This window comes from Streptomyces sp. NPDC019937, assembly GCF_040631655.1.
GTDB lineage: Bacteria > Actinomycetota > Actinomycetes > Streptomycetales > Streptomycetaceae > Streptomyces.
Genome location: NZ_JBEYAL010000035.1, coordinates 51,455 through 72,172 on the forward strand (window position 1 = coordinate 51,455; position 20,718 = coordinate 72,172).

19 protein-coding genes are annotated in these 20,718 nt (G+C 73.1%); 2 read left to right on the forward strand and 17 right to left on the reverse strand.

All coding sequences use genetic code 11. The features are described 5' to 3' along the window. Window positions 1-49: 49 nt before the first annotated feature. From ABZ562_RS30325 to ABZ562_RS30335, 3 genes are all read right to left on the reverse strand, one after another. The gene (locus ABZ562_RS30325) at window positions 50-1,042 is read right to left on the reverse strand and encodes a YafY family protein (RefSeq protein ID WP_361485620.1); all 993 of its coding nucleotides are present in this window, start codon (window positions 1,040-1,042) and stop codon (window positions 50-52) included. Between the two features lie 62 nt (window positions 1,043-1,104). Continuing rightward, window positions 1,105-1,965 (reverse strand): hypothetical protein, encoded by an 861-nt coding sequence (locus tag ABZ562_RS30330; protein WP_361485679.1) that lies wholly within the window; start codon window positions 1,963-1,965, stop codon window positions 1,105-1,107. Between the two features lie 62 nt (window positions 1,966-2,027). Then, window positions 2,028-3,266 carry a glycosyltransferase family 4 protein gene (locus ABZ562_RS30335; RefSeq protein ID WP_361485622.1) on the reverse strand — a complete coding sequence of 413 codons (1,239 nt, stop codon included), beginning with the start codon at window positions 3,264-3,266 and terminating at the stop codon, window positions 2,028-2,030. Window positions 3,267-3,535: 269 nt separating this feature from the next. Between ABZ562_RS30335 and ABZ562_RS30340 the strand changes: the two genes are divergently transcribed. Continuing rightward, entirely contained in the window at window positions 3,536-4,360 is an 825-nt protein-coding gene (locus ABZ562_RS30340) for a hypothetical protein (protein WP_361485624.1), read from the forward strand. 62 nt (window positions 4,361-4,422) lie between these two features. Further along, the gene (locus tag ABZ562_RS30345) at window positions 4,423-4,788 is read left to right on the forward strand and encodes a hypothetical protein (protein WP_361485626.1); all 366 of its coding nucleotides are present in this window, start codon (window positions 4,423-4,425) and stop codon (window positions 4,786-4,788) included. A gap of 69 nt (window positions 4,789-4,857) precedes the next feature. On the opposite strand, the gene der is transcribed toward ABZ562_RS30345, so the two are convergent. The 14 genes from der to ABZ562_RS30415 all read right to left on the reverse strand — a co-directional run bounded on the left by der (window position 4,858) and on the right by ABZ562_RS30415 (window position 20,561). Beyond that, the gene (der, locus tag ABZ562_RS30350) at window positions 4,858-6,321 is read right to left on the reverse strand and encodes a ribosome biogenesis GTPase Der (protein WP_361485628.1); all 1,464 of its coding nucleotides are present in this window, start codon (window positions 6,319-6,321) and stop codon (window positions 4,858-4,860) included. 54 nt (window positions 6,322-6,375) lie between these two features. After that, entirely contained in the window at window positions 6,376-7,056 is a 681-nt protein-coding gene (locus ABZ562_RS30355; RefSeq protein ID WP_361485630.1) for a lysophospholipid acyltransferase family protein, read from the reverse strand. Further along, window positions 7,053-7,757, reverse strand: a complete 705-nt coding sequence (gene cmk, locus ABZ562_RS30360) for a (d)CMP kinase (RefSeq protein ID WP_361485632.1) — start codon at window positions 7,755-7,757, stop codon at window positions 7,053-7,055. The genes ABZ562_RS30355 and cmk overlap by 4 nt, the downstream gene beginning before the upstream one ends. A gap of 104 nt (window positions 7,758-7,861) precedes the next feature. Next, window positions 7,862-8,947 (reverse strand): prephenate dehydrogenase, encoded by a 1,086-nt coding sequence (locus tag ABZ562_RS30365; RefSeq protein WP_361485634.1) that lies wholly within the window; start codon window positions 8,945-8,947, stop codon window positions 7,862-7,864. Further along, the gene (gene aroH / locus ABZ562_RS30370; protein WP_055553163.1) at window positions 8,944-9,306 is read right to left on the reverse strand and encodes a chorismate mutase; all 363 of its coding nucleotides are present in this window, start codon (window positions 9,304-9,306) and stop codon (window positions 8,944-8,946) included. Before aroH ends, ABZ562_RS30365 begins: the two co-directional genes overlap by 4 nt. Window positions 9,307-9,436: 130 nt before the next feature. After that, window positions 9,437-10,510, reverse strand: coding sequence for a pseudouridine synthase (locus ABZ562_RS30375; RefSeq protein ID WP_361485637.1), 1,074 nt, complete (start codon window positions 10,508-10,510; stop codon window positions 9,437-9,439). Continuing rightward, on the reverse strand, window positions 10,510-11,178 hold the full coding sequence (scpB, locus tag ABZ562_RS30380) for an SMC-Scp complex subunit ScpB (RefSeq protein ID WP_361485639.1): 669 nt from the start codon (window positions 11,176-11,178) through the stop codon (window positions 10,510-10,512). The genes ABZ562_RS30375 and scpB overlap by 1 nt, the downstream gene beginning before the upstream one ends. Continuing rightward, entirely contained in the window at window positions 11,175-12,314 is a 1,140-nt protein-coding gene (locus ABZ562_RS30385) for a segregation/condensation protein A (protein ID WP_361485641.1), read from the reverse strand. Before ABZ562_RS30385 ends, scpB begins: the two co-directional genes overlap by 4 nt. Window positions 12,315-12,383: 69 nt before the next feature. Then, a complete protein-coding gene (locus tag ABZ562_RS30390) occupies window positions 12,384-12,992 on the reverse strand; it encodes a hypothetical protein (protein WP_361485643.1) in 609 nt (202 codons plus the stop codon). Further along, window positions 12,977-14,152: a ParA family protein gene (locus tag ABZ562_RS30395; RefSeq protein ID WP_361485645.1), complete on the reverse strand. Its 1,176-nt coding sequence runs from the start codon at window positions 14,150-14,152 to the stop codon at window positions 12,977-12,979. The genes ABZ562_RS30390 and ABZ562_RS30395 overlap by 16 nt, the downstream gene beginning before the upstream one ends. A gap of 384 nt (window positions 14,153-14,536) precedes the next feature. Further along, on the reverse strand, window positions 14,537-15,652 hold the full coding sequence (gene ald, locus ABZ562_RS30400) for an alanine dehydrogenase (protein ID WP_361485681.1): 1,116 nt from the start codon (window positions 15,650-15,652) through the stop codon (window positions 14,537-14,539). 241 nt (window positions 15,653-15,893) lie between these two features. Then, the gene (locus ABZ562_RS30405) at window positions 15,894-17,780 is read right to left on the reverse strand and encodes a tetratricopeptide repeat protein (protein WP_361485683.1); all 1,887 of its coding nucleotides are present in this window, start codon (window positions 17,778-17,780) and stop codon (window positions 15,894-15,896) included. Window positions 17,781-18,188: 408 nt separating this feature from the next. Next, on the reverse strand, window positions 18,189-18,815 hold the full coding sequence (locus ABZ562_RS30410; RefSeq protein ID WP_361485647.1) for an NUDIX hydrolase: 627 nt from the start codon (window positions 18,813-18,815) through the stop codon (window positions 18,189-18,191). A 90-nt stretch (window positions 18,816-18,905) separates the two neighbouring features. After that, window positions 18,906-20,561, reverse strand: coding sequence for a CTP synthase (locus ABZ562_RS30415; RefSeq protein WP_361485649.1), 1,656 nt, complete (start codon window positions 20,559-20,561; stop codon window positions 18,906-18,908). Window positions 20,562-20,718: the final 157 nt, after the last annotated feature.

Below are 20,718 nucleotides of genomic sequence, written 5' to 3' on the forward strand. Positions count from 1 at the left end.
GGGGAGCCCCGAGGGCACCCATGCTGGACGAGCGCCCCGGCCCGGATCCTCAAGGGCCGGGGCGCGGTCGGCCCGGGGCCCGGTCGGGGCCCAGGGAACGGTCCAGCCGGTCCCTGATCGCGCGGATGTGCTGGGTGAGTTCGGCCGGTTCGCGCACCTCGAAGTCGAAGCCGGTCAGCGCGATGTGGACCACCAGCACGTCGAGGGCGTGGGCACCGGTGTGCAGCAGACAGCTGTGCTCGTCGACCGGCTCCACCACCCCCACCAGGGGCGAGATGCGCTCCGCCGCCCGCTCGGCGGGCACCCGCAGCAGGACCGTGGCCCGCTCCCGGTAGACGGCGTGGGACACGCCCCGGGAGACGTACTCCGCGAGGTCGTCCGCGGGCGGGCGGCGCGGGGTGAAGCGGGGGCCGTGCGGCGGGGTGGGGGTGATGCGGTCGGCCCGGTACGTACGCCAGTCGTCCCGGTCCACGTCCCAGGCGACCAGGTACCACCGGCGCTGCGCGGCGACGAGGCGGTGCGGTTCGACGGTGCGGCGAGTGACCGCACCGCCGTGGTCGCGGTATTCGAAGCGCAGCCGCTGGGCGTCCCGGCAGGCGCCCGCCAGCTCGGTCAGGACGGCCGGGTCCACGCCGGGTCCCCGGGCCGCGCCGGGCATCGGCACGGTGAACGAACTCAGCGCGCTCACCCGGCGGCGCAGCCGGTCCGGCAGCACCTGTTCCAGTTTGGCGAGGGCGCGCACCGACGTCTCCTCGATGCCCTCGACGCCGCCCGCGGCCTGGCGCAGCCCGACCGCGACCGCCACCGCCTCCTCGTCGTCCAGCAGCAGCGGCGGCAGCCGGGCGCCCGCGCCGAGCCGGTAGCCGCCCGCCGTGCCGGGGGTGGAGTGCACGGGGTAGCCCAGCTCGCGCAGCCGGTCGATGTCGCGGCGCACCGTGCGCGGGGTGACGGCGAGCCGGTCGGCGAGGTCCGCGCCGGACCATTCGCGGTGGGCCTGCAGCAGGGAGAGCAGACGGAGCAGCCGGGCCGAGGTCTCCAACATGGGGCCGAGTCTGCCAGCCCTTGAGGACAGGTGCTGTCCTCAAGGGGCACCTCAAGGGTCGCTCAGTCCGGGTCGGCGACCTTCACCGACAGATCGTTGTCGACGGTGTAGTACGGACGGACCGTGGCGGTGCCGTGCGGGGCGTCGACCGTCCGCGCCGGGTAGGTGAAGATCTCCTTCTTGTCCGCGACGTCGTCCAGTATCCGGGCGAGCCGGACCGGGGCCGCCGTGTCGTCCGCCGGGCGCAGCCACAGGTCCCACAGGTCCGTGCCGCCGCCCCAGCTCTCCGCGAGCCGCGCGTAGGAGAGGGTGAAGGAGAAACCGGCGCCGTCCGCCGTCACCGGCGCGGTGCGCACCAGGTCCGGGTCCCGGCGGCTGCGGGCCTCCACCGCCGCGCCGTCCAGCCAGTCGGCCGGCGACTCCACCCGGTACAGCCGCCCGCCGGTCGTCATCGCACCGTCGTCGAGCCGGATCTCCCCGGCCTCGGCGTGCGGCACCCGGCGCCAGGTGCGCAAGCTGAGGTTGCCGTGCTTGGTGGCGTAGGGGATGCGGACGGACAGCGGCGAGGTGCTGGGGCCGGGCCTTCGGTCGACCAGCGAGCGCAGATCGTGCAGCCCGGGGGCGAGCCGCCGCGGCTCCTGGTCCCCGTACGCCACGAACACGTCCCAGCGGCCCTCGGGCAGGGCGACCGTGCCGGGCAGCGCGGCCTGCAGCCGCCCGTCGGCGGTGGGGCCGAGCGGCAGCCGGACCTCGCCGTCCTCGGCGGGGCCGGCGCCGCGCCGCATCAGCACCAGCGCGCCGTTCCAGTCGTCGTAGCTCCCCGGCTCCGGGCGGACCCAGTCCGCGATGTGGAAGGTGAGTCCACCGGCGGAGTCCGCGACGCAGTCGGCGCGCGTCGCGGCGACCTCGGTGGCTTCCCTCATGCTGTCCCCCTCGATGGGCTGGGTGGGCTCGGCCGATCTCGCTGTCACGCTCCCGGTTCCCCTCATGCCGCGCGCACCCTTCGCATCGCCTCGGTCGTCGCCAGCGCCCCGCCGACCAGCGAGCCGCGGGCCCGGTGCAGCGAGCCGCGCAGGCCGCCGCGCGCCCTCAGATCGGTGAACAGTGTCTCGTAGCGGCCCGCCACCCGGGACGGGTCGAAGCGGGCGGAGTCCTTCAGCGCCGCCTGGCCCATCTGCTGCCGCAGCTCGTCGTTGTTGATGAGGTCCAGCAGCGCCCCGGCGATCGCGTTGGTGTCGCCGGAGGGCACGAGGCGGCCGTCCACGCCGTTGTCGATGATCTCGGCCGGGCCGTGCGGGCAGTCGGTGGCGACCACCGGCAGGCCGCAGCGCATCGCCTCCACGATGGTCATGCCGAACGACTCCAGGCTGGAGGTGACGGCCGCTATCGAACCCTTGGCCCACTCGGGGTCCAGGGGGTTGGCGGGGCCCATGAGGAAGACGTGGTTGTAGAGGCCGAGCTTGTCGATGAGGGCGCGCAGCTTGGCGCGCTGCTCGCCGCCGCCGTAGATCCGCAGCCGCCAGTCCGGGCGCGCCTCGCTGACCTTGGCGAACGCCCGTATCAGCAGGTCGTACCGCTTCACCGGGGCGAGCCGGCCGGCCGCGACGACCCATTTGCCGGTGCCGTCGGCCGGTTCCAGACCGGGCGCGGGGACGCTGTTGGGCACGGCTTCGATCCGTACGCCCGGCAGCCGCATCTGTCCCCGGTAGTCCTTGGCGTCCGCCTCGGTGACGGTCGTCACCGCGTCCAGCCGCGGGTAGAAGCCGCGCAGGGTCCGCGTCAGCCCCGGGGAGTGGGTGCTGAGCGTCAGGTGCTCCTGGCCGACCCGGACCGGGCCGCGGCGCGCCTCCCGGGCGATGTGCACATTGAGGCCCGGGCGGGTGCCGACCACCACATCGGCCCGGAGCCGCCGCAGATGCTCGCCGATGCGGCGGTCGGTCAGCTCGCTGTACTGCTGGTACCGGCCCTCGGTGGCCGGGAAGTTTTTCGCGGGCCGCGTGTACGCGGGGTCGTCGCCCTCGTAACCCGGGCTGTTCTTACGGATGTCGACGAGATGCGCGAGCCGCACGTTCGGGCCTGGGTCGAAGATCGGCCGGTCCCGGTGGCGGAACACCGAGACGATCTCCACGTCGTGCTGCTCCCCCAGCGTGCGGGCGAGGTTGTACGTGGTCCGGATCGTCCCGCCGATCCCGTACGCGTTGTGAATCAGGAATGAGATGTGCATCCGTCCCGTATCCCACCGTTTCCCCGCGGACGGGGTGTCTCGTCCGCCTACCACGACGTAAGACAACGAATGGGGCCGCGGGGTTGGGCCCCATCACCGTCTTGTTCCCCAACAGATAGGAAATCGGTAGCCAATTCAGGGAACTTCCACGGGAACTCCCGCATCACAGGTGTGGCGGGCGGTGGCCGCGTGACCCCCGCCGTGGATGGCCGTTGTCTACGTATGAGCCGGGGACCGCCCGGCCATGGACCGAGACCGAGGAGCCACCCGTGCCGCGCATGCTCGACGTCAGCGATGACGTACGCGCCGAGATCGGCGACGAAGAAGCCGACCGGCTGCTCGCCGGCGACAACGCCCCGGGCGCCTACGACTGCACGTCCTGCCGCACCCCCGGCAACTCCGATCAGGAGCGCACCAGCACGGTGCTGTTCGTGGGGCAGGAGACCGCCGTGCTCGCGTTCGCGCACGCCACCTGCGTCCCCTCCCAGGTCGTCCCGGTCTCCGAGGAGCAGCTGGCCGGCGCGGTACGGTCCATCACCGCCGAGGAGTCCTCGCCGTACGCGGCCGGGCCGCCCCCCGCGCAGCCCGCGGCCTACCCGCACTCCGCCCCGCCGCCGCCCCAGCAGGCGGTGCTCGGCGTCACCAGCGGGGTGGTGCTGGTGGGCGGGGAGCAGCGCCCGGCGCTGGTCGTCGAGCCGACCGGGCCGATCACCCGGCCCGGTGCGACCGGGCACGGCGACGACTTCCTGCCGCTCCTCACCGAGCAGGGCTTCCTGCCGGTGGTCGACCTCGCCCGGCCGCCGGTGGCCATTCCCGGCTGGTCGGTGCTGCTCGCCATGGGGCAGCTGCACGCGGTGCTGATGCCGGCGGCGAACGGCGGCTCCCCGGTGGCCTGGTGGCAGGCGCACAGCCCGATGCCGCTCAGTGAGGGCTGGCGCAGCGCGGTGGGCCGCTCCCAGCAGGTCCTGGTCTACGCGGCGGCGGCGGGCACGATCGGCACCCAGCCGCGGGAGGACCAGCTGCGGGCCGCCCTGGACCGGGCCGCGGCGCGCGGCGCGCTGGTCGGCGCCTCGATGCCGCTCGCGGGCACCTGATCCGGATGACCCACCCCGTTCCGGGCTGCCGCTGCCTGACCCAAGCGGCCCATTCGCCGCCGATGCCGCATCCGAAGGGCGGCCTGGTCGTTGGCACATACGTGCACGGATACGACCTCCCCTACCGCTCCCCCTCGTACGCCCACATCCCGGCCATGCGCCCGGCGCTGGAGGCGTCGCCCGACCCGTGGCGGCACTCCGCGACGCCGATCTACGACGCGCTGTACGCGGAGTACCGGCGGCTGTTCCGGGCGCTGCCCGGCGACCGGTCGGACGAGGAGGATCTGGGGTTCGTCGCGTTCAACGCCATCGGCCAGCCCCGCGGCCTGACCAGCGGCGGCCACGGCGGGGCCTGGGACACCGGCGGGCTGTACTACCACACGTACCTGCCCGCCCTGCCGCCCGGCCGGCGCGACGGGCGGTACTGAGCGCCCCGGAGCCGTGGCGGCACCGGTGGCGCCACCTCTTTCCCGGTGGCGCCCCCGCGGCCGCTCCCGCTACCTCTTGCGGCCGCGCTTCTCGCGCACCCGCACCGAGATCTGGATCGGGGTGCCCTCGAAGCCGAACTCCTCGCGCAGCCGCCGCTCGACGAAGCGCCGGTAGCCCGCCTCCAGGAAGCCCGAGGCGAAGAGGACGAAGCGCGGCGGCCGGGTGCCGGCCTGGGTGCCGAACAGGATGCGGGGCTGCTTGCCGCCGCGGATCGGGTGCGGGTGGGAGGCGACGATCTCTCCGAGGAACGAGTTCAGCCGCCCGGTCGGCACCCGGGTCTCCCAGCCCGCCAGCGCCGTCTCGATCGCCGGGACGAGCTTCTCCATGTGGCGGCCGGTGCGGGCCGAGACATTGACCCGGGGCGCCCACTGGACCTGCCCCAGCTCGGTCTCGATCTCGCGCTCCAGGTAGTAGCGGCGCTCCTCGTCGAGGGTGTCCCACTTGTTGTACGCGATGACCAGGGCGCGCCCGGCCTCCACGGCCATCGTGATGATCCGCTGGTCCTGGACGCTGATGGGCTCGCTGGTGTCGATGAGGACGACCGCGACCTCGGCCTTCTCCACGGCGGCCGCGGTGCGCAGCGAGGCGTAGTAGTCGGCGCCCTCCTGGAGGTGGACCCGGCGGCGGATACCGGCGGTGTCCACGAACTTCCAGGTGATCCCGCCGAGTTCGATCAGCTCGTCGACCGGGTCGCGGGTGGTCCCCGCGACCTCGTTGACGACCACGCGCTCCTCGCCCGCCACCTTGTTGAGCAGCGAGGACTTGCCGACGTTCGGGCGGCCGATGAGCGCGATGCGGCGCGGGCCGCCGACCGTGGCCCCGAAGGTCTGGGCCGGGGCCTCGGGCAGCGCCTCCAGCACCGCGTCGAGCATGTCGCCGGTGCCGCGGCCGTGCAGGGCGGAGACCGGGTGGGGCTCGCCGAGGCCGAGCGACCACAGCATCGCCGCGTCCGCCTCGCCGCTCGGGCCGTCGACCTTGTTGGCGCACAGCACGACCGGCTTGCCGGCCCGGCGCAGCAGCTTGACCACGGCCTCGTCGGTGTCGGTCGAGCCGACCGTGGCGTCCACCACGAAGACGACCGCGTCGGCGGCCTCGATGGCGAACTCCGCCTGGGCGGCCACGGACGCGTCGATGCCGAGCACGTCCTGTTCCCAGCCGCCGGTGTCGACCACCTTGAAACGGCGGCCCGACCATTCGGCCTCGTAGGTGACCCGGTCGCGGGTGACGCCCGGCTTGTCCTCGACGACCGCCTCGCGGCGGCCGATGATCCGGTTCACCAGGGTCGACTTGCCGACATTCGGGCGGCCGACGACGGCGAGCACCGGCAGCGGGCCGTGCCCGGCGGCGGCGAGGTCGCCCTCGACCTGCTCCAGGTCGAAGCCCTCCTGCGCGGCGAGCTCCATGAACTCCGCGTACTCGGCGTCGCCCAGCTCTCCGTGCTCGTCGCCGCCGCTGTGGATCTGGTCGTTCATGAAGTGATGTCCTCGTCGTCCCTCAGTGCCGCGCGCCCTGGTGGGCACGCGGGTCTATGTCTCGTTGTGGCGGCCTGTGAGCCGCCGGGCGCTCCCCAGGTGCTCGCCCAGACGCTTCTGGATGAGCACGGTCGCCTCGTCCAGCGCCGCCCGGGTCCGCCGGCCGCTGCCGTCCCCCGCCTGGAACGGCTCGCCGTAGACCACGTCGATCCGGCTGCGCAGCCTCGGCAGGGCCCGGGCCCGACCGTCGGCGCGGCGCTGCTCGCCGGTGCCGAGCACGGCCACCGGCACGATCGGGGCGCCGGAGCGCACCGCGAAGTACGCGAGCCCCGAGCGCAGCGACGCGAAGTCGCCCTCGCCGCGGGTGCCCTCGGGGAAGATCCCCAGCATCCCGCCGCGCTCCAGCACACCCAGCGCATGGGTGATGGCGGTGCGGTCGGCGGTCGTACGGTCCACCTTCAGCTGGCCGATGGAGCGCAGGAACGGGTCCAGCGGACCGACGAACGCCTCCTTCTTGACCAGGAAGTGCAGCGGCCGGGGCGCGGTCCCGATCAGCATCGGGCCGTCGACGTTGTGGGAGTGGTTCCCGGCCAGGATGACGGGCCCGGCGGAGGGGATCCGCCACGCGCCCAGCACCCGCGGCCGCCACAGCCCGTACATCAGGCCGATGCCGATCCGGCGTCCCACCGCGGCGCCGGCCGCGCTCGGCAGCGCCGGGTCGGCGGTGGCGGTCATGCGGCGGCCCGCTTCTCCTCGACCAGCGTGACCACGCATTCGATGACCTGGTCGAGGGTGAGGTCGGTGGTGTCCACCTCGACCGCGTCGTCGGCCTTCGCCAGCGGCGACGCCTTGCGGCCCGAGTCGGCGGCGTCCCGCTTGGCGAGCGCCGCCTGGGTGGCGGCCAGGTCGGAGGCGTCCTTGCCCTTCAGCTCACCGCTGCGGCGGGCGGCCCGCGCCTCGGCGGAGGCGGTGAGGAAGATCTTGAGGTCGGCGTCCGGGAGGACGGTGGTGCCGATGTCCCGGCCCTCGACGACCATGCCGCGCGGCGCCTCGGTGGCGATCGTCCGCTGCAGCTCGGTGATCACCTGGCGCACCTCGGGCACCGCGCTGACCGCGCTGACCCGGGAGGTGACCTCCTGGGTGCGGATCGGCACCGAGACGTCGGTGCCGTCGACGGTGATGGTCGGGGCGGCCGGGTCGGTGCCGGAGACGATGACCGGCTTGCGGGCGGCGTCGGCCACGGCGACGGCGTCCTCGACGTCGATGCCGTTGTTCACCATCCACCAGGTGATCGCCCGGTACTGGGCGCCGGTGTCCAGGTAGCCGAGGCCGAGCTTGGCCGCGACGGCCTTGGAGGTACTGGACTTGCCCGTGCCTGCGGGGCCGTCGATCGCGACAATCACTGCTGCCGGGGCGGTCCGGGCGGCGGTTTCCACGGTGACAGACACCTTTCGTATGCACGGGGCTGGGTTGAACGGAGCTTTTTTGAGCCCCGGACAAGGTTACTGGCTCATCCGGGGCGCCCGGTCACGGCCGGACGTCACTGCCGGATGGACCAGCCCCGCTCGCGGAGGGCCGTGGTCAGACCGGGGGCGGCGGAGGGCTCCACCATCAGCTGGATCAGGCCCGCCTGCTGGCCGGTGGCGTGCTCGATCCGTACGTCCTCGATGTTGACGCCCGCCCGCCCCGCGTCGGCGAAGATCCGGGCCAGCTCGCCCGGCTGGTCGCCGATGAGAACGGTCACGGACTCGTAGACGGCCGAGGCGGCGCCGTGCTTGCCCGGCACCCGCTCGCGCCCGGCGTTGCCGCGGCGCAGCACGTCCTCGATGCCGGCCGCTCCCCCGCCGCGCTTGGCCTCGTCGGCCGACTGCAGCGCGCGCAGCGCCCGTACCGTCTCGTCCAGGTCGGTGGCGACCGCGGCGAGCACATCGGCGACCGGGCCGGGGTTGGCCGACAGGATGTCGATCCACATCGCGGGGTCGGAGGCCGCGATCCGGGTCACATCGCGGATGCCCTGGCCGCACAGGCGCACCGCGGTCTCGTCGGCGTCCCGCAGCCGCGCCGCGACCATGCTGGAGAGCAGGTGCGGGGTGTGCGAGACGAGCGCCACGGCCCGGTCATGCGCTTCGGCGTCCATCACCACGGGCACGGCGCGGCACAGCGCGACCAGTTCCAGTGCGAGATTGAGCACTTCGGTGTCGGTGTCGGTGCCGGGTGTGAGCACCCATGGCCGCCCCTCGAACAGGTCCGCGGTCGCGGCCAGCGGCCCGGAGCGCTCCCGCCCGGCCATCGGATGCGTGCCGATGTACCGGGTCAGGTCGCAGCCCAGCTCCTCCAGCTCACGCCGCGGCCCGCCCTTGACGCTGGCCACGTCCAGACAGGCTCGCGCCACGCCCCGGCGCAGCACGTCGGCCACGGTCCGGGCCACGTACGCGGGCGGTACGGCGACGATCGCCAGGTCCACGGGCCCGTCCGGCTCACTTTGCGTCCCGGCCCCGAGCGCCTCGGCGGTGCGGACCGCGTCCGCGTCGTGGTCGGCGAGGTGGACGTGGACGCCACGGCCCGCGAGGGTCAGCGCGGCGGAGGTACCGATCAGTCCGGTACCGATGACGAGGGCTGTTCTCACTGGGCGATGTCCTTGCGGAGGGCCGCCGCGGCGCCGAGGTACACATGGGCGACGTCGGTCTTGGCGAGGTCGGTCTCGACATGCGCGAGTATCCGGACGACCCGCGGCATGGCCCCGGTGATGTCCAGCTCCTGCGCGCAGATCAGCGGCACGTCGGTGATCCCCAGCTTGCGCGCGGCCACCGCGGGGAAGTCGCTGTGCAGATCGGGCGTGGCGGTGAACCACATGCTGATCAGGTCGTCCGGCGCCAGGCTGTTGCGCTCCAGGATCGCGGTCAGCAGCTCGGAGACCTGCTCCCGCATGTGCCCCGCCTCGTCCCGCTCCAGCTGAACCGCCCCGCGGACCGCTCGTACCGCCACGTCTGTGCTCCCTGCCCGTGCTGTGCCCGTGCCGCGCCCGCCGCGTCCCCGCGCGCCGTACGCGTCCCCAGTGTCCCCGATCAGCCTAACCAGCCGGTACCGCCGCCCGCTCGGGCGTCCCGCGGGTGCCTCAGAGGTCGACCTCGCGCATCAGCATGCCGACCTCGGTGTTGGTGAGGCGGCGGAGCCAGCCGGACTTCTGGTCGCCCAGGGCGATCGGGCCGAAGGCGGTGCGGACCAGCTTCTCGACCGGGAAACCGGCCTCGGAGAGCATGCGGCGCACGATGTGCTTGCGGCCCTCGTGGAGGCTGACCTCGACGAGGTAGTTCTTGCCGGTGTTCTGGACCACCTTGAAGTGGTCCGCGCGGGCGTAGCCGTCCTCCAGCTCGATGCCGTTCTTGAGCTGCTTGCCGAGGTCGCGCGGCAGCGGGCCCTGGATGGCGGCGAGGTAGGTCTTCTTGACGCCGTAGCGCGGGTGGGTGAGGCGGTGGGCCAGCTCGCCGTGGTTGGTGAGCAGGATGATGCCCTCGGTCTCGGTGTCGAGGCGGCCGACGTGGAACAGCCGGGTCTCGCGGTTGGTGACGTAGTCGCCCAGGCACTGGCGGCCGTCCGGGTCCTCCATGGTGGAGACGACCCCGGCGGGCTTGTTCAGCGCGAAGAACAGGTACGACTGGGTGGCCACGGTCAGGCCGTCGACCTTGATCTCGTCCTTCTCGGGGTCGACGCGCAGCCCCTGCTCGGTGACGATCTTGCCGTTGACCTCGACCCGGGCCTGTTCGATCAGGTCCTCGCAGGACCGGCGCGAGCCCATGCCCGCGCGGGCCAGGACCTTCTGCAGCCGCTCGCCGTCCTGCTCGCCGAAGGTCTTGGGCAGCTTGGTCTGCGGCTTGTTGTGGCGGGCCCGGTTCCGCTCCTCTATCTGCGCCTCGTACTCGCGCGGGCGGGCCGGGGCGTTGGGCTTCCGGCCGCGGCCGCCGACGCCCTTGGGGGCGCCGCTCTTGGCCGCGCCGCCCCGGGGGCCGCCGCCGCTCTGCTTCGGGGCGCCCGCGTCGTAACGGCGCTCCTCGGGGCGGGGGCGACCGGTGCGCTTCTGCTTGTCGTCGCGCCCGTTCCCGGCCCCCCGGTAGTTCCTGCCGCCGCTGCTGCCGCTGCCGCTGCTGCCGCCGCTACCGCTGCCCCTGCTGTTCCTGCCGCTGCTTCGCATCAAGTTTCCGTCTGAGAGTGGCTGCTGTCGTGTACGTCTGCGTCTGTGTCCGGTGCGTCCGGGTCGAACGACGGCACGCCCTCCTGGGACTCGCCCTCGACCGCGTCCACCTCGGGGAGGAACGGTGCCAGCTCGGGAAGCTCCTCCAGGCCGCGCAGGCCCATCCGCTCCAGGAAGTAGTTCGTCGTCCTGTACAGGATCGCACCTGATTCGGGTTCCGTGCCCGCCTCCTCCACCAGTCCGCGCTGCAGGAGGGTGCGCATCACGCCATCGCAGTTCACGCCACGGACGGCGGAGACGCGGGAACGGCTGACCGGCTGACGGTACGCGACCACCGCGAGGGTTTCCAAAGCGGCCTGGGTGAGCCGGGCGTGCTGGCCGTCCAGAACGAAGCCCTCGACCGCCGCGGCGTACGCGGGCCGGGTGTAGTACCGCCAGCCGCCCGCGACCAGCCGCAGCTCGAATCCGCGGCCCTGCGCCGTGTACTCGTCCGCCAGCTCCCGCAGCGCCTCCGCGATCGCGCGGCGCGGGCGGTCCAGCACCTTGGCGAGGTGTTCCTCGGTGGCGGGTTCGTCGACGACCATGAGGACGGCCTCCAGCGCGGGCCTGAGGTCCAGCGCCGCGACCTCGGAGGGCTCCGCCTCGGTCGAGGTGGCCGGTTCGCTCATGTCCGTACCTCCTGTGCCTGGTGCTTCTGCGGTTCGTCGAACTCGTCGGTGACCAGCGGCCGCTGTCCGTCCTCCGCGCCCGTCCAGCACACCATGAGCGCCCCCAGCGCCTCCGGCTGCTCCAGCCGGACCGCGCGCTCCCGGTACAGCTCCAGCAGGGCCAGGAAGCGGGCCACGACGGTGAGCGTGTCCGGCGCGTCCTCGGTGAGCGCGGCGAAACTGGCCTCCCCCAGCTCCCGCAGCCGCCCCACCACCACCTCCGCCTGTTCCCGCACGCTCACCAGCGGGGCGTGGATGTGGTCGACGTACACCTGCGGCTTGGGCTTGGCCTGCATCGCCTTGACGGCCAGCTTGGCGAACCCCTCCGGGCCGACCCGGATGACGACATCGGGCAGCAGGTCGGCGTGGTGCGGCTCCAGGCCGACGGTGCGGGGGTAGCGGCGGGCCTCCTGGACCAGCCGGTCGTGGAAGATGTCCGCGACCTGCTTGTACGCGCGGTACTGGAGCAGCCGCGCGAACAGCAGGTCCCGGGCCTCCAGCAGCGCCAGGTCCGCCTCGTCCTCCACCTCGGCGGCGGGCAGCAGCCGGGCCGCCTTCAGGTCGAGCAGGGTCGCCGCGACCACCAGGAACTCGGTGGTCTGGTCGAGGTCCCAGTCCGGCCCCATGGCCCGGATGTGCGCCATGAACTCGTCGGTGACCTTGGAGAGGGCGACCTCGGTGACGTCCAGCTTGTGCTTGGAGATCAGCTGGAGGAGCAGGTCGAAGGGGCCCTCGAAGTTGTCGAGCCGCACGGTGAACGTGCCGTTGCCGTCCTCGGTGCCCTCGCCGTCGCCGGCATGCTCGCCGTCCGTGCCGGTGCCGCCGTCGCCGTCGCCGGAAGGGTCCGTGGCGGCGTCGGGCGGCGCCCCGTGGCCCCGGGCGGCGCCCTCGTCCGCCGCGTCCTCGCCCCCGGCGCGCTCGTGCGCGGGCTCGGACTCCCCGCCGGGCTCCTCCGGCGCGACCGCGTGCCCGGGCGGCGCCTCGGCGGCGCTGCCGGGCGTCGGGTGCGCCTCGGGTGCCGCGAGCCCGGCGGGCGGGGGCGCCCCGGGGCCTCGGCCCAGGGGGCGGCGGCGGGGCGACGGGTCGTTGGTCGGCATCGCGGTCCAGGGTGCTCATCGAGGCCGGGCGGTCAGCCCGCGATCGGGGCAGGCTATCGCCCGGCCCGGTCAGCGGCCGCGCAGGCGGCGCACCAGAATGCTCGCGTCGCCGCGCGACTCGAGGTCGGCGAGGACGACCGCGACCGCCTCGCGGACGATCCGGCCGCGGTCGACCGCGAGTCCGTGTTCGCCCCGCAGCACCAGTCGCGCGTGTTCGAGGTCCATCAGCTCCTCGGCGGAGACGTAGACCGTGATCTTCTCGTCGTGGCGCTCGCGCCCGCTGGGCCGCCGGTTGGCCGCGCGGGCGCGGCGGCGGGCGGGGCCGCCCTGCGCGGGCGGGGACGTGCCCTCGGACGCCTGGCGGCCCTTGGCGGACCGCTCCCCGGCCCCGGTGCCGTTCGCGGCCGCCGCCGCGGCGGGGCGTCCACCGGCCGCGTCCTGGGGCGTGCTCTCGCGTCCCGTGTGTTCCGCGGCGCCGGACCGCTCGCCCCCGTCGGCCGGTGCACCGCCCGGCGCCGCCTCGCCGCCCGGGTCGGACTCGGAGGCGGGGGCGGGCACCCGTGGGGCCTCGCCGTTCGCCTGGCGGCGGCCGGACGCGGGCGAGGAGGACTGCAGCCCCATCCCTCCCGTGGTACGGAACAGTTCGTCGGCTCCCGGCAGACTCACTCGGCGTGACACCGGGCGAGCACCTCCCTGGCGAGCTGGCGATAGGCGGCGGCACCGACGGAGTTGGACGCGTACGTGGTGATCGGCTCACCGGCGACCGTGGTCTCCGGGAAGCGGACCGTACGGCCGATGACCGTGTGGTAGACGTGATTGTCGAACGCCTCGACCACGCGGGCGAGGACCTCACGGCTGTGCACGGTGCGCGAGTCGTACATGGTGGCGAGGATGCCGTCGAGCTCCAGGTCGGGGTTGAGCCGCTCCTGGACCTTCTCGATGGTCTCCGTGAGCAACGCCACACCGCGCAGCGCGAAGAACTCGCACTCCAGCGGCACGATCACCTTGTGCGCCGCGGTGAGCGCGTTGACGGTGAGCAGGCCGAGCGAGGGCTGGCAGTCGATGACGATGTAGTCGTAGTCCGCCATCAGCGGCTTGAGCGCCCGCTGCAGCGTGGACTCGCGGGCCACCTCGCTGACGAGCTGCACCTCGGCGGCCGACAAGTCGATATTGCTGGGCAGCAGGTCCATGTTGGGCACGGCCGTTTTCAGCAGCACCTCGTCGGCCGACATGCCCCGCTCCATGAGCAGGTTGTAGACGGTGAGGTCCAGCTCCATGGGGTTGACCCCGAGGCCGACCGAGAGCGCGCCCTGCGGGTCGAAGTCCACGAGCAGGACCCGGCGCCCGTATTCGGCGAGGGCCGCGCCCAGGTTGATCGTGGAGGTGGTCTTGCCGACGCCGCCCTTTTGGTTGCACATCGCGATGATCTTCGCGGGGCCGTGGTCGGTCAGCGGCCCCGGGATCGGGAAGTACGGCAGCGGCCGGCCGGTGGGGCCGATGCGCTCGCGTCGCTGGCGGGCCGCGTCGGGGGCGAGGGTCGCCGCGTACTCCGGGTCGGGCTCGTACTCGGCGTCCGGGTCGTAGAAGTGCCCGTCGGGCAGGTCGTCGTAGTCGGCGAAGCGGGCGGGTTCGTTGCCCCCCTGGTCGCCGGCCATGGCGTTCACGTGATGGCCGTCCATGCTGTGGCTCTGGTGGGCTGTCGTCATGCTCGTCACGCTCTGCTGGGTTGCGAAGGTACGGACAGCGACGGAGCCGACAGCCTCCAGCCCCGAGGGGCCCTGGCCCCGCGCAGCCGGTCCTGGTTGACCACCCCCGGGAGAAAATGTCGACTCATTCACAAGTCGTCCTACCTCCTTGGTGACCAGGAAATTTCTCGATAGGTCAGCGTGACACCATGCCGACGGTTGGCGACTCTATGGCGTGTCGGCGGTCCTCAGCAACACAATCCACCGGAGACGGCACGATGTGTCGGCAATCGAACACCCCGATGTCAAGGGCGTATGGGCGGCGCCGCGGAGATTTCACCACCCCCCAAAGCGTCTGGATGGTTACATTCAGGGCGAGTTGGCCGAAGCCCGAGCCAGGCCTGATCCGGGGCGTTCCGGACACACCCGCGGCCGGGCCCCGTCCCTCGACAAGACCCGGCCGGATGCCCGGTGTTGACCCGGTGTTGACGGCCCGCGTTGACCGTCCGTCGACCGGAGTTGACCGGCCGCGCGGCCTCAGCCGATCAGCGAGGCCAGTTCGACGGAGGGCAGCCCGTGGGCCTCGGCGACCGGCCCGTAGACGACCTGGCCCTCATGGGTGTTGAGCCCCTTGGCCAGCGCCGCGTCCCGGCGCACCGCCTCCCGCCAGCCGCGGTTGGCCAGCTCGACGATGTACGGGAGCGTGGCGTTGGTGAGCGCGTGGGTGGAGGTGTTGGGCACCGCGCCCGGCATGTTGGCCACGCAGTAGAACACCGAGTCGTGGACCGTGAAGGTCGGCTCCGCGTGGGTGGTGGGACGCGAGTCCTCGAAGCAGCCGCCCTGGTCGATCGCGATGTCGACAAGGACACTTCCCGGCTTCATGCGGGACACCAGCTCGTTGGTGACCAGCTTGGGCGCCTTGGCGCCGGGGATGAGCACCGCGCCGATGACGAGGTCGGCGGCGAGGACCGCCTTCTCCAGCTCATACGCGTTGGAGGTGATGGTCTGCACCCGGTTGCCGAAGATCCGGTCGGCCTCGCGCAGCTTGTTGATGTCCTTGTCCAGCAGGGTCACGTGGAAGCCCATGCCGATGGCGATCTGCGCGGCGTTCCAGCCGGAGACGCCACCGCCGATGACGACCGCGCGGGCGGCGGCGACGCCGGGCACACCGCCGGGCAGCGCGCCGCGGCCGCCGGCCGAGCGCATCAGGTGGTACGCGCCGACCTGCGGCGCGATCCGGCCCGCGACCTCGGACATCGGGGCGAGCAGCGGCAGGGTGCGGTTGGCGGACTCGACGGTCTCGTACGCGATGGCGGTGGTGCCGGACTCCAGCAGCGCGTCGGTGCACGCGCGGGAGGCGGCGAGGTGGAGGTAGGTGAAGAGCGTCTGGTCCTTGCGCAGGCGGTGGTACTCCTCCGCGATCGGCTCCTTGACCTTCAGCAGCAGGTCGGCGGTGGCCCAGACCTCGTCGGCGGTGGCGAGGATGCCGGCGCCGGCGGCGATGTACTCCTCGTCGGTGATGGAGGAGCCCAGACCGGCGCTCTGCTCCACGAAGACCTCGTGGCCGTTGCGTACCAGCTCGTGCACGCCTGCGGGGGTGATGGCCACGCGGAACTCGTTGTTCTTGACCTCGCGGGGGATGCCGACCTTCACGTCGATCACGGTCCTTGAAATGGGGGGACTAAGGGCTTGACCGGCCGGAACCGGCCATAGACAGGCAAAATGGAACTTGTCCGCATGCCCGTGACGATCGCAGCGATCGCGGTACAGCCAGTGTAATGAAGGACGCCGCGCTGTCTAGCCTTGCATTGCTTCAATCTTTAGCGAGACCACCACTTGTTTCGTAGGTCGACTCGCGATCTCCCTTCAATCCCGGGATGCGCGGCCCTCGACGTCATGGAACCTCACCCCGCTGTGACCTGGCCCACTCGTCCGCCCGGCGCGCCGCCGCGGCCGCCTCCGACCACGTGCGCAGCGCCTCCTTCGACCGGCCCGTCTTCTCCTGGGCCTTCGCCGTGCCGGTCAGCGCCCGGGCGTACCCCTCCAGGTCCCCGGCCCGGCGGCAGGCGGCCGCGGCGGCCCGCCAGTCGCGCAGCGCCTCGGCCCAGCGGCCCGCGTAGCCATGGACGGTGCCGAGACGGGCGTACAGCCGGGCCTCGGCGGCCAGGTCGCGGCGGCTGAGCCGCAGTTCCAGGGCGCGGCCGTACCAGTCGGCGGCCCGGTTCCAGTCCTCCAGCTCCTGGTACGTCGCGCCGATGGACTCCAGCGCCCGCCCGGTCGTGTACGGATCGTCCGCCGTCCGGGCCGCCTCCAGCGCGCCCTTGTAGCGGGCGAGCGCTTTGTCGATCCGGCCCGCGCCCGCGTCCAGGTCGCCCAGGTTCAGCAGCGCCGCCGCCCGCTCCACGGGCAGATCGCGGCGCCGGGCCACGTCCAGCACCAGCTGGTGGAGCCCGTACAGTTCGGGCGCCGCGCCCTCGGCGCCCCGGTGCGCGGTCAGCGCGTGGGTCAGCGCGGCCACCAGCCGTCGCGCCAGGGTGTCGACCTCGCCCGCCTCGACGGCCAGCCGGGCGGCCTCCACCAGCGCGGGCAGCCGGCTCTCCAGCCACTCCCCCGCCGCCTCCGCCGACGGGAACCTCAGCGACCCCGGCAGCGCCGCCAGCTTCTTGCGGGCCGGGGAGCCCGGCGGCTCGGCCGCCAGCCGACAGGCGTGCAGCTGCCGTACGGTGCGCTCCAGCATCCGCGCGCGGGCCAGCTCCACCTCCGCCGGGCGCTCCGTCGCCTCCAGCAGCGCGCGCAGCAGCGGGTCGAGGCAGCCGGGCACCTCGTACCGGCCCTTCTCGCGCGGCCGCAGCATCCCGTACGCGGCGAAGCCCTCCAGCGCCGCCCGGCCGTCCGCCACCGAGCATCCGGCCAGCGCGGACGCCGTGTGCGCGTCGGCCGAACCGGCCGGTGCCAGCGCCAGCAGCCGCAGCATCCGAGCGGCGGCCGGGGGCAGCGAGCCGTACGCCAGCCGGAAGGCGCGGGCCAGCGGGCGGGCGCCGCGGTCCACGTCCCCGTCGGCCGGGGGCAGTGCGCGCAGCCGCTCGATGACGTCGGACACCGAGTCCTTGGGCCGGGCGGCGAGCCAGCCGCCGACGAGCACGAGTGCGGCGGGCTGACCGCCGCACTCCTCGACCAGGGTCTGCGCGGCCACCGGGTCGCAGGTGATCCGGGTGGGCCCGGCGTACTGCGCCAGCAGCCCGACCGCCGCGCTCACATCCAGCCCGCCGAGGGTGCACGGGCGGACGTCCGGGACGCCGGTCAGCGGGCCGCGTGAGACCGCGATGACCAGGCAGTCGGGCTCGTCCGGAAGCAGCGCGTCCACCTGTTCGGCGCCCGCCACGTCGTCGAGCAGCAGCAGGACCCGCTTGCCGTCCAGCGTGTCGCGCAGGGTCTCCCCCAGCTCGTCCTCGTCCGCGCCCGGCGGGGCGGTCACGCCGAGCCTGACCAGCAGGTCGCGGGCGGTCCGCTCGGTGGGCACGGGGTCGCCGGAGGACGTCATCAGCCGGGCCCGCAGCACCCCGTCGGGGTAGTCGTCCGCCAGCCGCCGGGCCAGCTCCTCGGCCAGCGCCGTACGGCCCCAGCCGGGCCGCCCCGCGATGAGCAGCACCCGGCTGCGGGCGGCCTTGCGGCCCGCGATCGTGTCGAGCCCCGCACGGTCGATGTCGGCCCGCAGCGCCAGCAGCTCCCGGCGGCGGCCCGCGAACCCCCGGCCCACGGTGGCGGCCGCCGCGAACAGCACCGCGCGCGTCGCGCCGCTCCACACCCCGCCGTCGGCCGCGCCACGGGCCGGAGGCACTCCGTCCGCATCCACGTCCGCGGGTTCGCCCAGGGGCTCCCCGTCGGTGTCGACCGCCTGCTCCGCCACGGGCCCCACTCCCGTCCACCTGCGCATACGAGCCCGCCGCGGCTGCGGTCAGGGTTCGTACGAGCGTAGTTCACTCCGCGTCAGGTCCCGGGCACTCCGGGCCGGTGACGCGGTCCGAAAATCACCCCATCGGATGGTGAGACGGTTTGTTCCCCAGCGCCTCGCCGACGACCGGGCGGGCCGGGGCCACCGGCGGGGAGCCGCCGTCGCGGCGGGAGGGGGCGGGGTCGCAGGGGTGGGGTCCTGGACCCACGCACCCCAGGCGCACCACCCGGCCGGCGGCTACGCCTCGAAGGGCCGGGCCGGCCAGGGGGCGTCGGCGGGGCGGAGGGCGTCCACGCCGTCGCCCGTCAGCGCGGCGTGGAGGGCCAGGACGCCCACCGCGAGGCAGTTGTTGTGCAGGTCACCGGCCAGCACGCGGCGCACCAGCTCGTCCAGCGGCACCCGGGCCAGCTCCATGTCGGCCTCCTCCTCGGAGACCTCGTACCGCTCCCCGTCCGCCGCCGAGATCTCCCGGGCGAGGAAGATCCGTACGGCCTCGTCGCAGCCGCCGGGCGTGGTGTAGACGTCCGTCAGCACGCGCCAGTCCTCGGCCTTGACGTGGGCCTCCTCGTACAGCTCGCGCTGCGCGGCGCGCAGGGGGTTCTCGCCGGGGATGTCGAGGAGGCCGGCCGGGATCTCCCACAGCCGGTGGCGGACCGGGTGGCGGTACTGGCGCAGCACGATGACGCGCCCGGTGTCGTCGAGGGCCAGGACGGCGACGGAACCGGGGTGGACCTGGTAGTCGCGGGTGACCGTCGTGCCGTCGGGCATGACGACCTCGTCGGTGCGCACGCTCGTCTTCTTGCCGGTGAACGGCGTGGCGGTGGCGACGGTCCGCCACTCCTCGGGGGTGTCCTGGATGCCCATTGCTCTGCCTCAGCGTCCTTTCCGCATGCGGTTGGCCGGGGGCGGCGGGCCGCTCGCGCGACGCCCGCGCCCCCGTCCCAACCGTAGCGGTCAGGCTCCGGCGGCCTGCCCCTGAGCAGCGGTCTGTCGCTCGACCGCCGCCTTCACCAGACCGGCGAAGAGCGGGTGCGGGCGGGTCGGCCGGGAGCGCAGCTCGGGGTGGGCCTGGGTGCCGACGAGGTAGGGGTGAACCTCGCGCGGGAACTCGACGTACTCCACCAGCTTGTTGTCGGGGGAGGTTCCGGAGAAGACGAGCCCGGCCTTCTTCTCCAGCTCACCGCGGTAGGAGTTGTTGACCTCGTAGCGGTGGCGGTGCCGCTCCTCGACGTACGGCTGGTCGTCGTAGACCTCGCGGACGATCGAGCCCTCGGCGAGCTTGGCCGGGTACATGCCCAGCCGCATGGTGCCGCCCATGTCGCCCTCGCCCGCGACGATGTCCAGCTGCTCGGCCATGGTGGAGATCACCGGGTCGGTGGCGGCCGGTTCGAACTCGGTGGAGTTGGCGCCGGTGATGCCCGCGAGGTTCCGCGCGGCCTCGATGACGATGCACTGGAGGCCGAGACACAGACCCAGCAGCGGGATCTTGTTCTCGCGGGCGTAGGTGATCGCGCCCACCTTGCCGATGACGCCGCGGTCGCCGAAGCCGCCGGGGATGCAGACCGCGTCGCAGTCCGCCAGCTGCTGCCGGGCACCGGCGACGGTCTTGCAGTCGTCGGACGTGACCCACTTGATCTTCACGCGGGCGTTGTTGGCGAAACCGCCCGCGCGCAGCGCCTCGGTGACGGACAGATAGGCGTCGGGCAGGTCGATGTACTTGCCGACGAGCGCGACCGTGACCTCGTGGTCGGGCTGGTGGACCCGCTTGAGCAGGTCGTCCCACTGGGTCCAGTCCACATCGCGGAAGGGCAGGTCCAGCTTGCGGACGACATAGGCGTCCAGCCCCTCGGCGTGCAGCACCTTCGGGATGTCGTAGATCGACTTGGCGTCGATGGCGGCCACCACCGCGGCGTCGTCCACGTCGCACATCAGCGAGATCTTGCGCTTGATGGAGGTGGGGACCTCGCGGTCGGCGCGCAGCACGATGGCGTCCGGCTGGATGCCGATGTTGCGCAGGGCGGCGACCGAGTGCTGGGTGGGCTTGGTCTTCAGCTCGCCGGACGGGCCGATGTACGGCAGCAGGGAGATGTGCACCACGAAGACGTTGTCCCGGCCGACCTCGTGGCGGACCTGGCGGACGGCCTCCAGGAAGGGCAGCGACTCGATGTCGCCGACGGTCCCGCCGACCTCGGTGATGACGACGTCCACGTCATCGGTGGCCATGCGCCGGATGCGGTGCTTGATCTCGTTGGTGATGTGCGGGATGACCTGCACGGTGTCGCCCAGGTACTCGCCGCGCCGCTCCTTGGCGATCACGCTGGAGTAGACCTGGCCGGTGGTGACGTTGGCCGATCCGTCGAGGTCGACGTCGAGGAAACGCTCGTAGTGGCCGATGTCCAGGTCGGTCTCGGCGCCGTCGTTGGTGACGAACACCTCACCGTGCTGGAACGGGTTCATCGTGCCCGGGTCGACGTTCAGGTACGGGTCGAGCTTCTGCATGGTGACCCGCAGACCCCGCGCCTTCAGCAGCGCACCGAGGCTGGAGGCGGTCAGGCCCTTGCCGAGTGAGGAGGCGACACCCCCGGTGACGAAGAGGTGCTTGGTCGTCATGGGCTTAGCGGCAATGGCCAAAAGGGGGCTCCCGTGGTCGCGTCGTGAGGGTGCGGTCCGGCAGCTGCCCCGCTGTCGCGGGGGTGCCGTCGCTGAGGTTCGGGGGGTTTGTGCCCGCCGCTCCACGGGCTACCAGGGTATCAGTGCCCCGGAGCGG

What these genes read in the sequence shown, in the direction of transcription:
- ABZ562_RS30330 (WP_361485679.1), bottom strand. Translation starts at nt 1,965, where the DNA reads ATGAGGGAAGCCACCGAGGTCGCCGCGACGCGCGCCGACTGCGTCGCG.
- ABZ562_RS30355 (WP_361485630.1), bottom strand. Translation starts at nt 7,056, where the DNA reads ATGACCGCCACCGCCGACCCGGCGCTGCCGAGCGCGGCCGGCGCCGCG.
- scpB (WP_361485639.1), bottom strand. Translation starts at nt 11,178, where the DNA reads ATGAGCGAACCGGCCACCTCGACCGAGGCGGAGCCCTCCGAGGTCGCG.
- ABZ562_RS30410 (WP_361485647.1), bottom strand. Translation starts at nt 18,815, where the DNA reads ATGGGCATCCAGGACACCCCCGAGGAGTGGCGGACCGTCGCCACCGCC.
- ABZ562_RS30415 (WP_361485649.1), bottom strand. Translation starts at nt 20,561, where the DNA reads ATGACGACCAAGCACCTCTTCGTCACCGGGGGTGTCGCCTCCTCACTC.
- ABZ562_RS30325 (WP_361485620.1), bottom strand. Translation starts at nt 1,042, where the DNA reads ATGTTGGAGACCTCGGCCCGGCTGCTCCGTCTGCTCTCCCTGCTGCAG.
- ABZ562_RS30345 (WP_361485626.1), top strand. Translation starts at nt 4,423, where the DNA reads ATGCCGCATCCGAAGGGCGGCCTGGTCGTTGGCACATACGTGCACGGA.
- ABZ562_RS30335 (WP_361485622.1), bottom strand. Translation starts at nt 3,266, where the DNA reads ATGCACATCTCATTCCTGATTCACAACGCGTACGGGATCGGCGGGACG.
- der (WP_361485628.1), bottom strand. Translation starts at nt 6,321, where the DNA reads ATGAACGACCAGATCCACAGCGGCGGCGACGAGCACGGAGAGCTGGGC.
- ABZ562_RS30385 (WP_361485641.1), bottom strand. Translation starts at nt 12,314, where the DNA reads ATGCCGACCAACGACCCGTCGCCCCGCCGCCGCCCCCTGGGCCGAGGC.
- ABZ562_RS30375 (WP_361485637.1), bottom strand. Translation starts at nt 10,510, where the DNA reads ATGCGAAGCAGCGGCAGGAACAGCAGGGGCAGCGGTAGCGGCGGCAGC.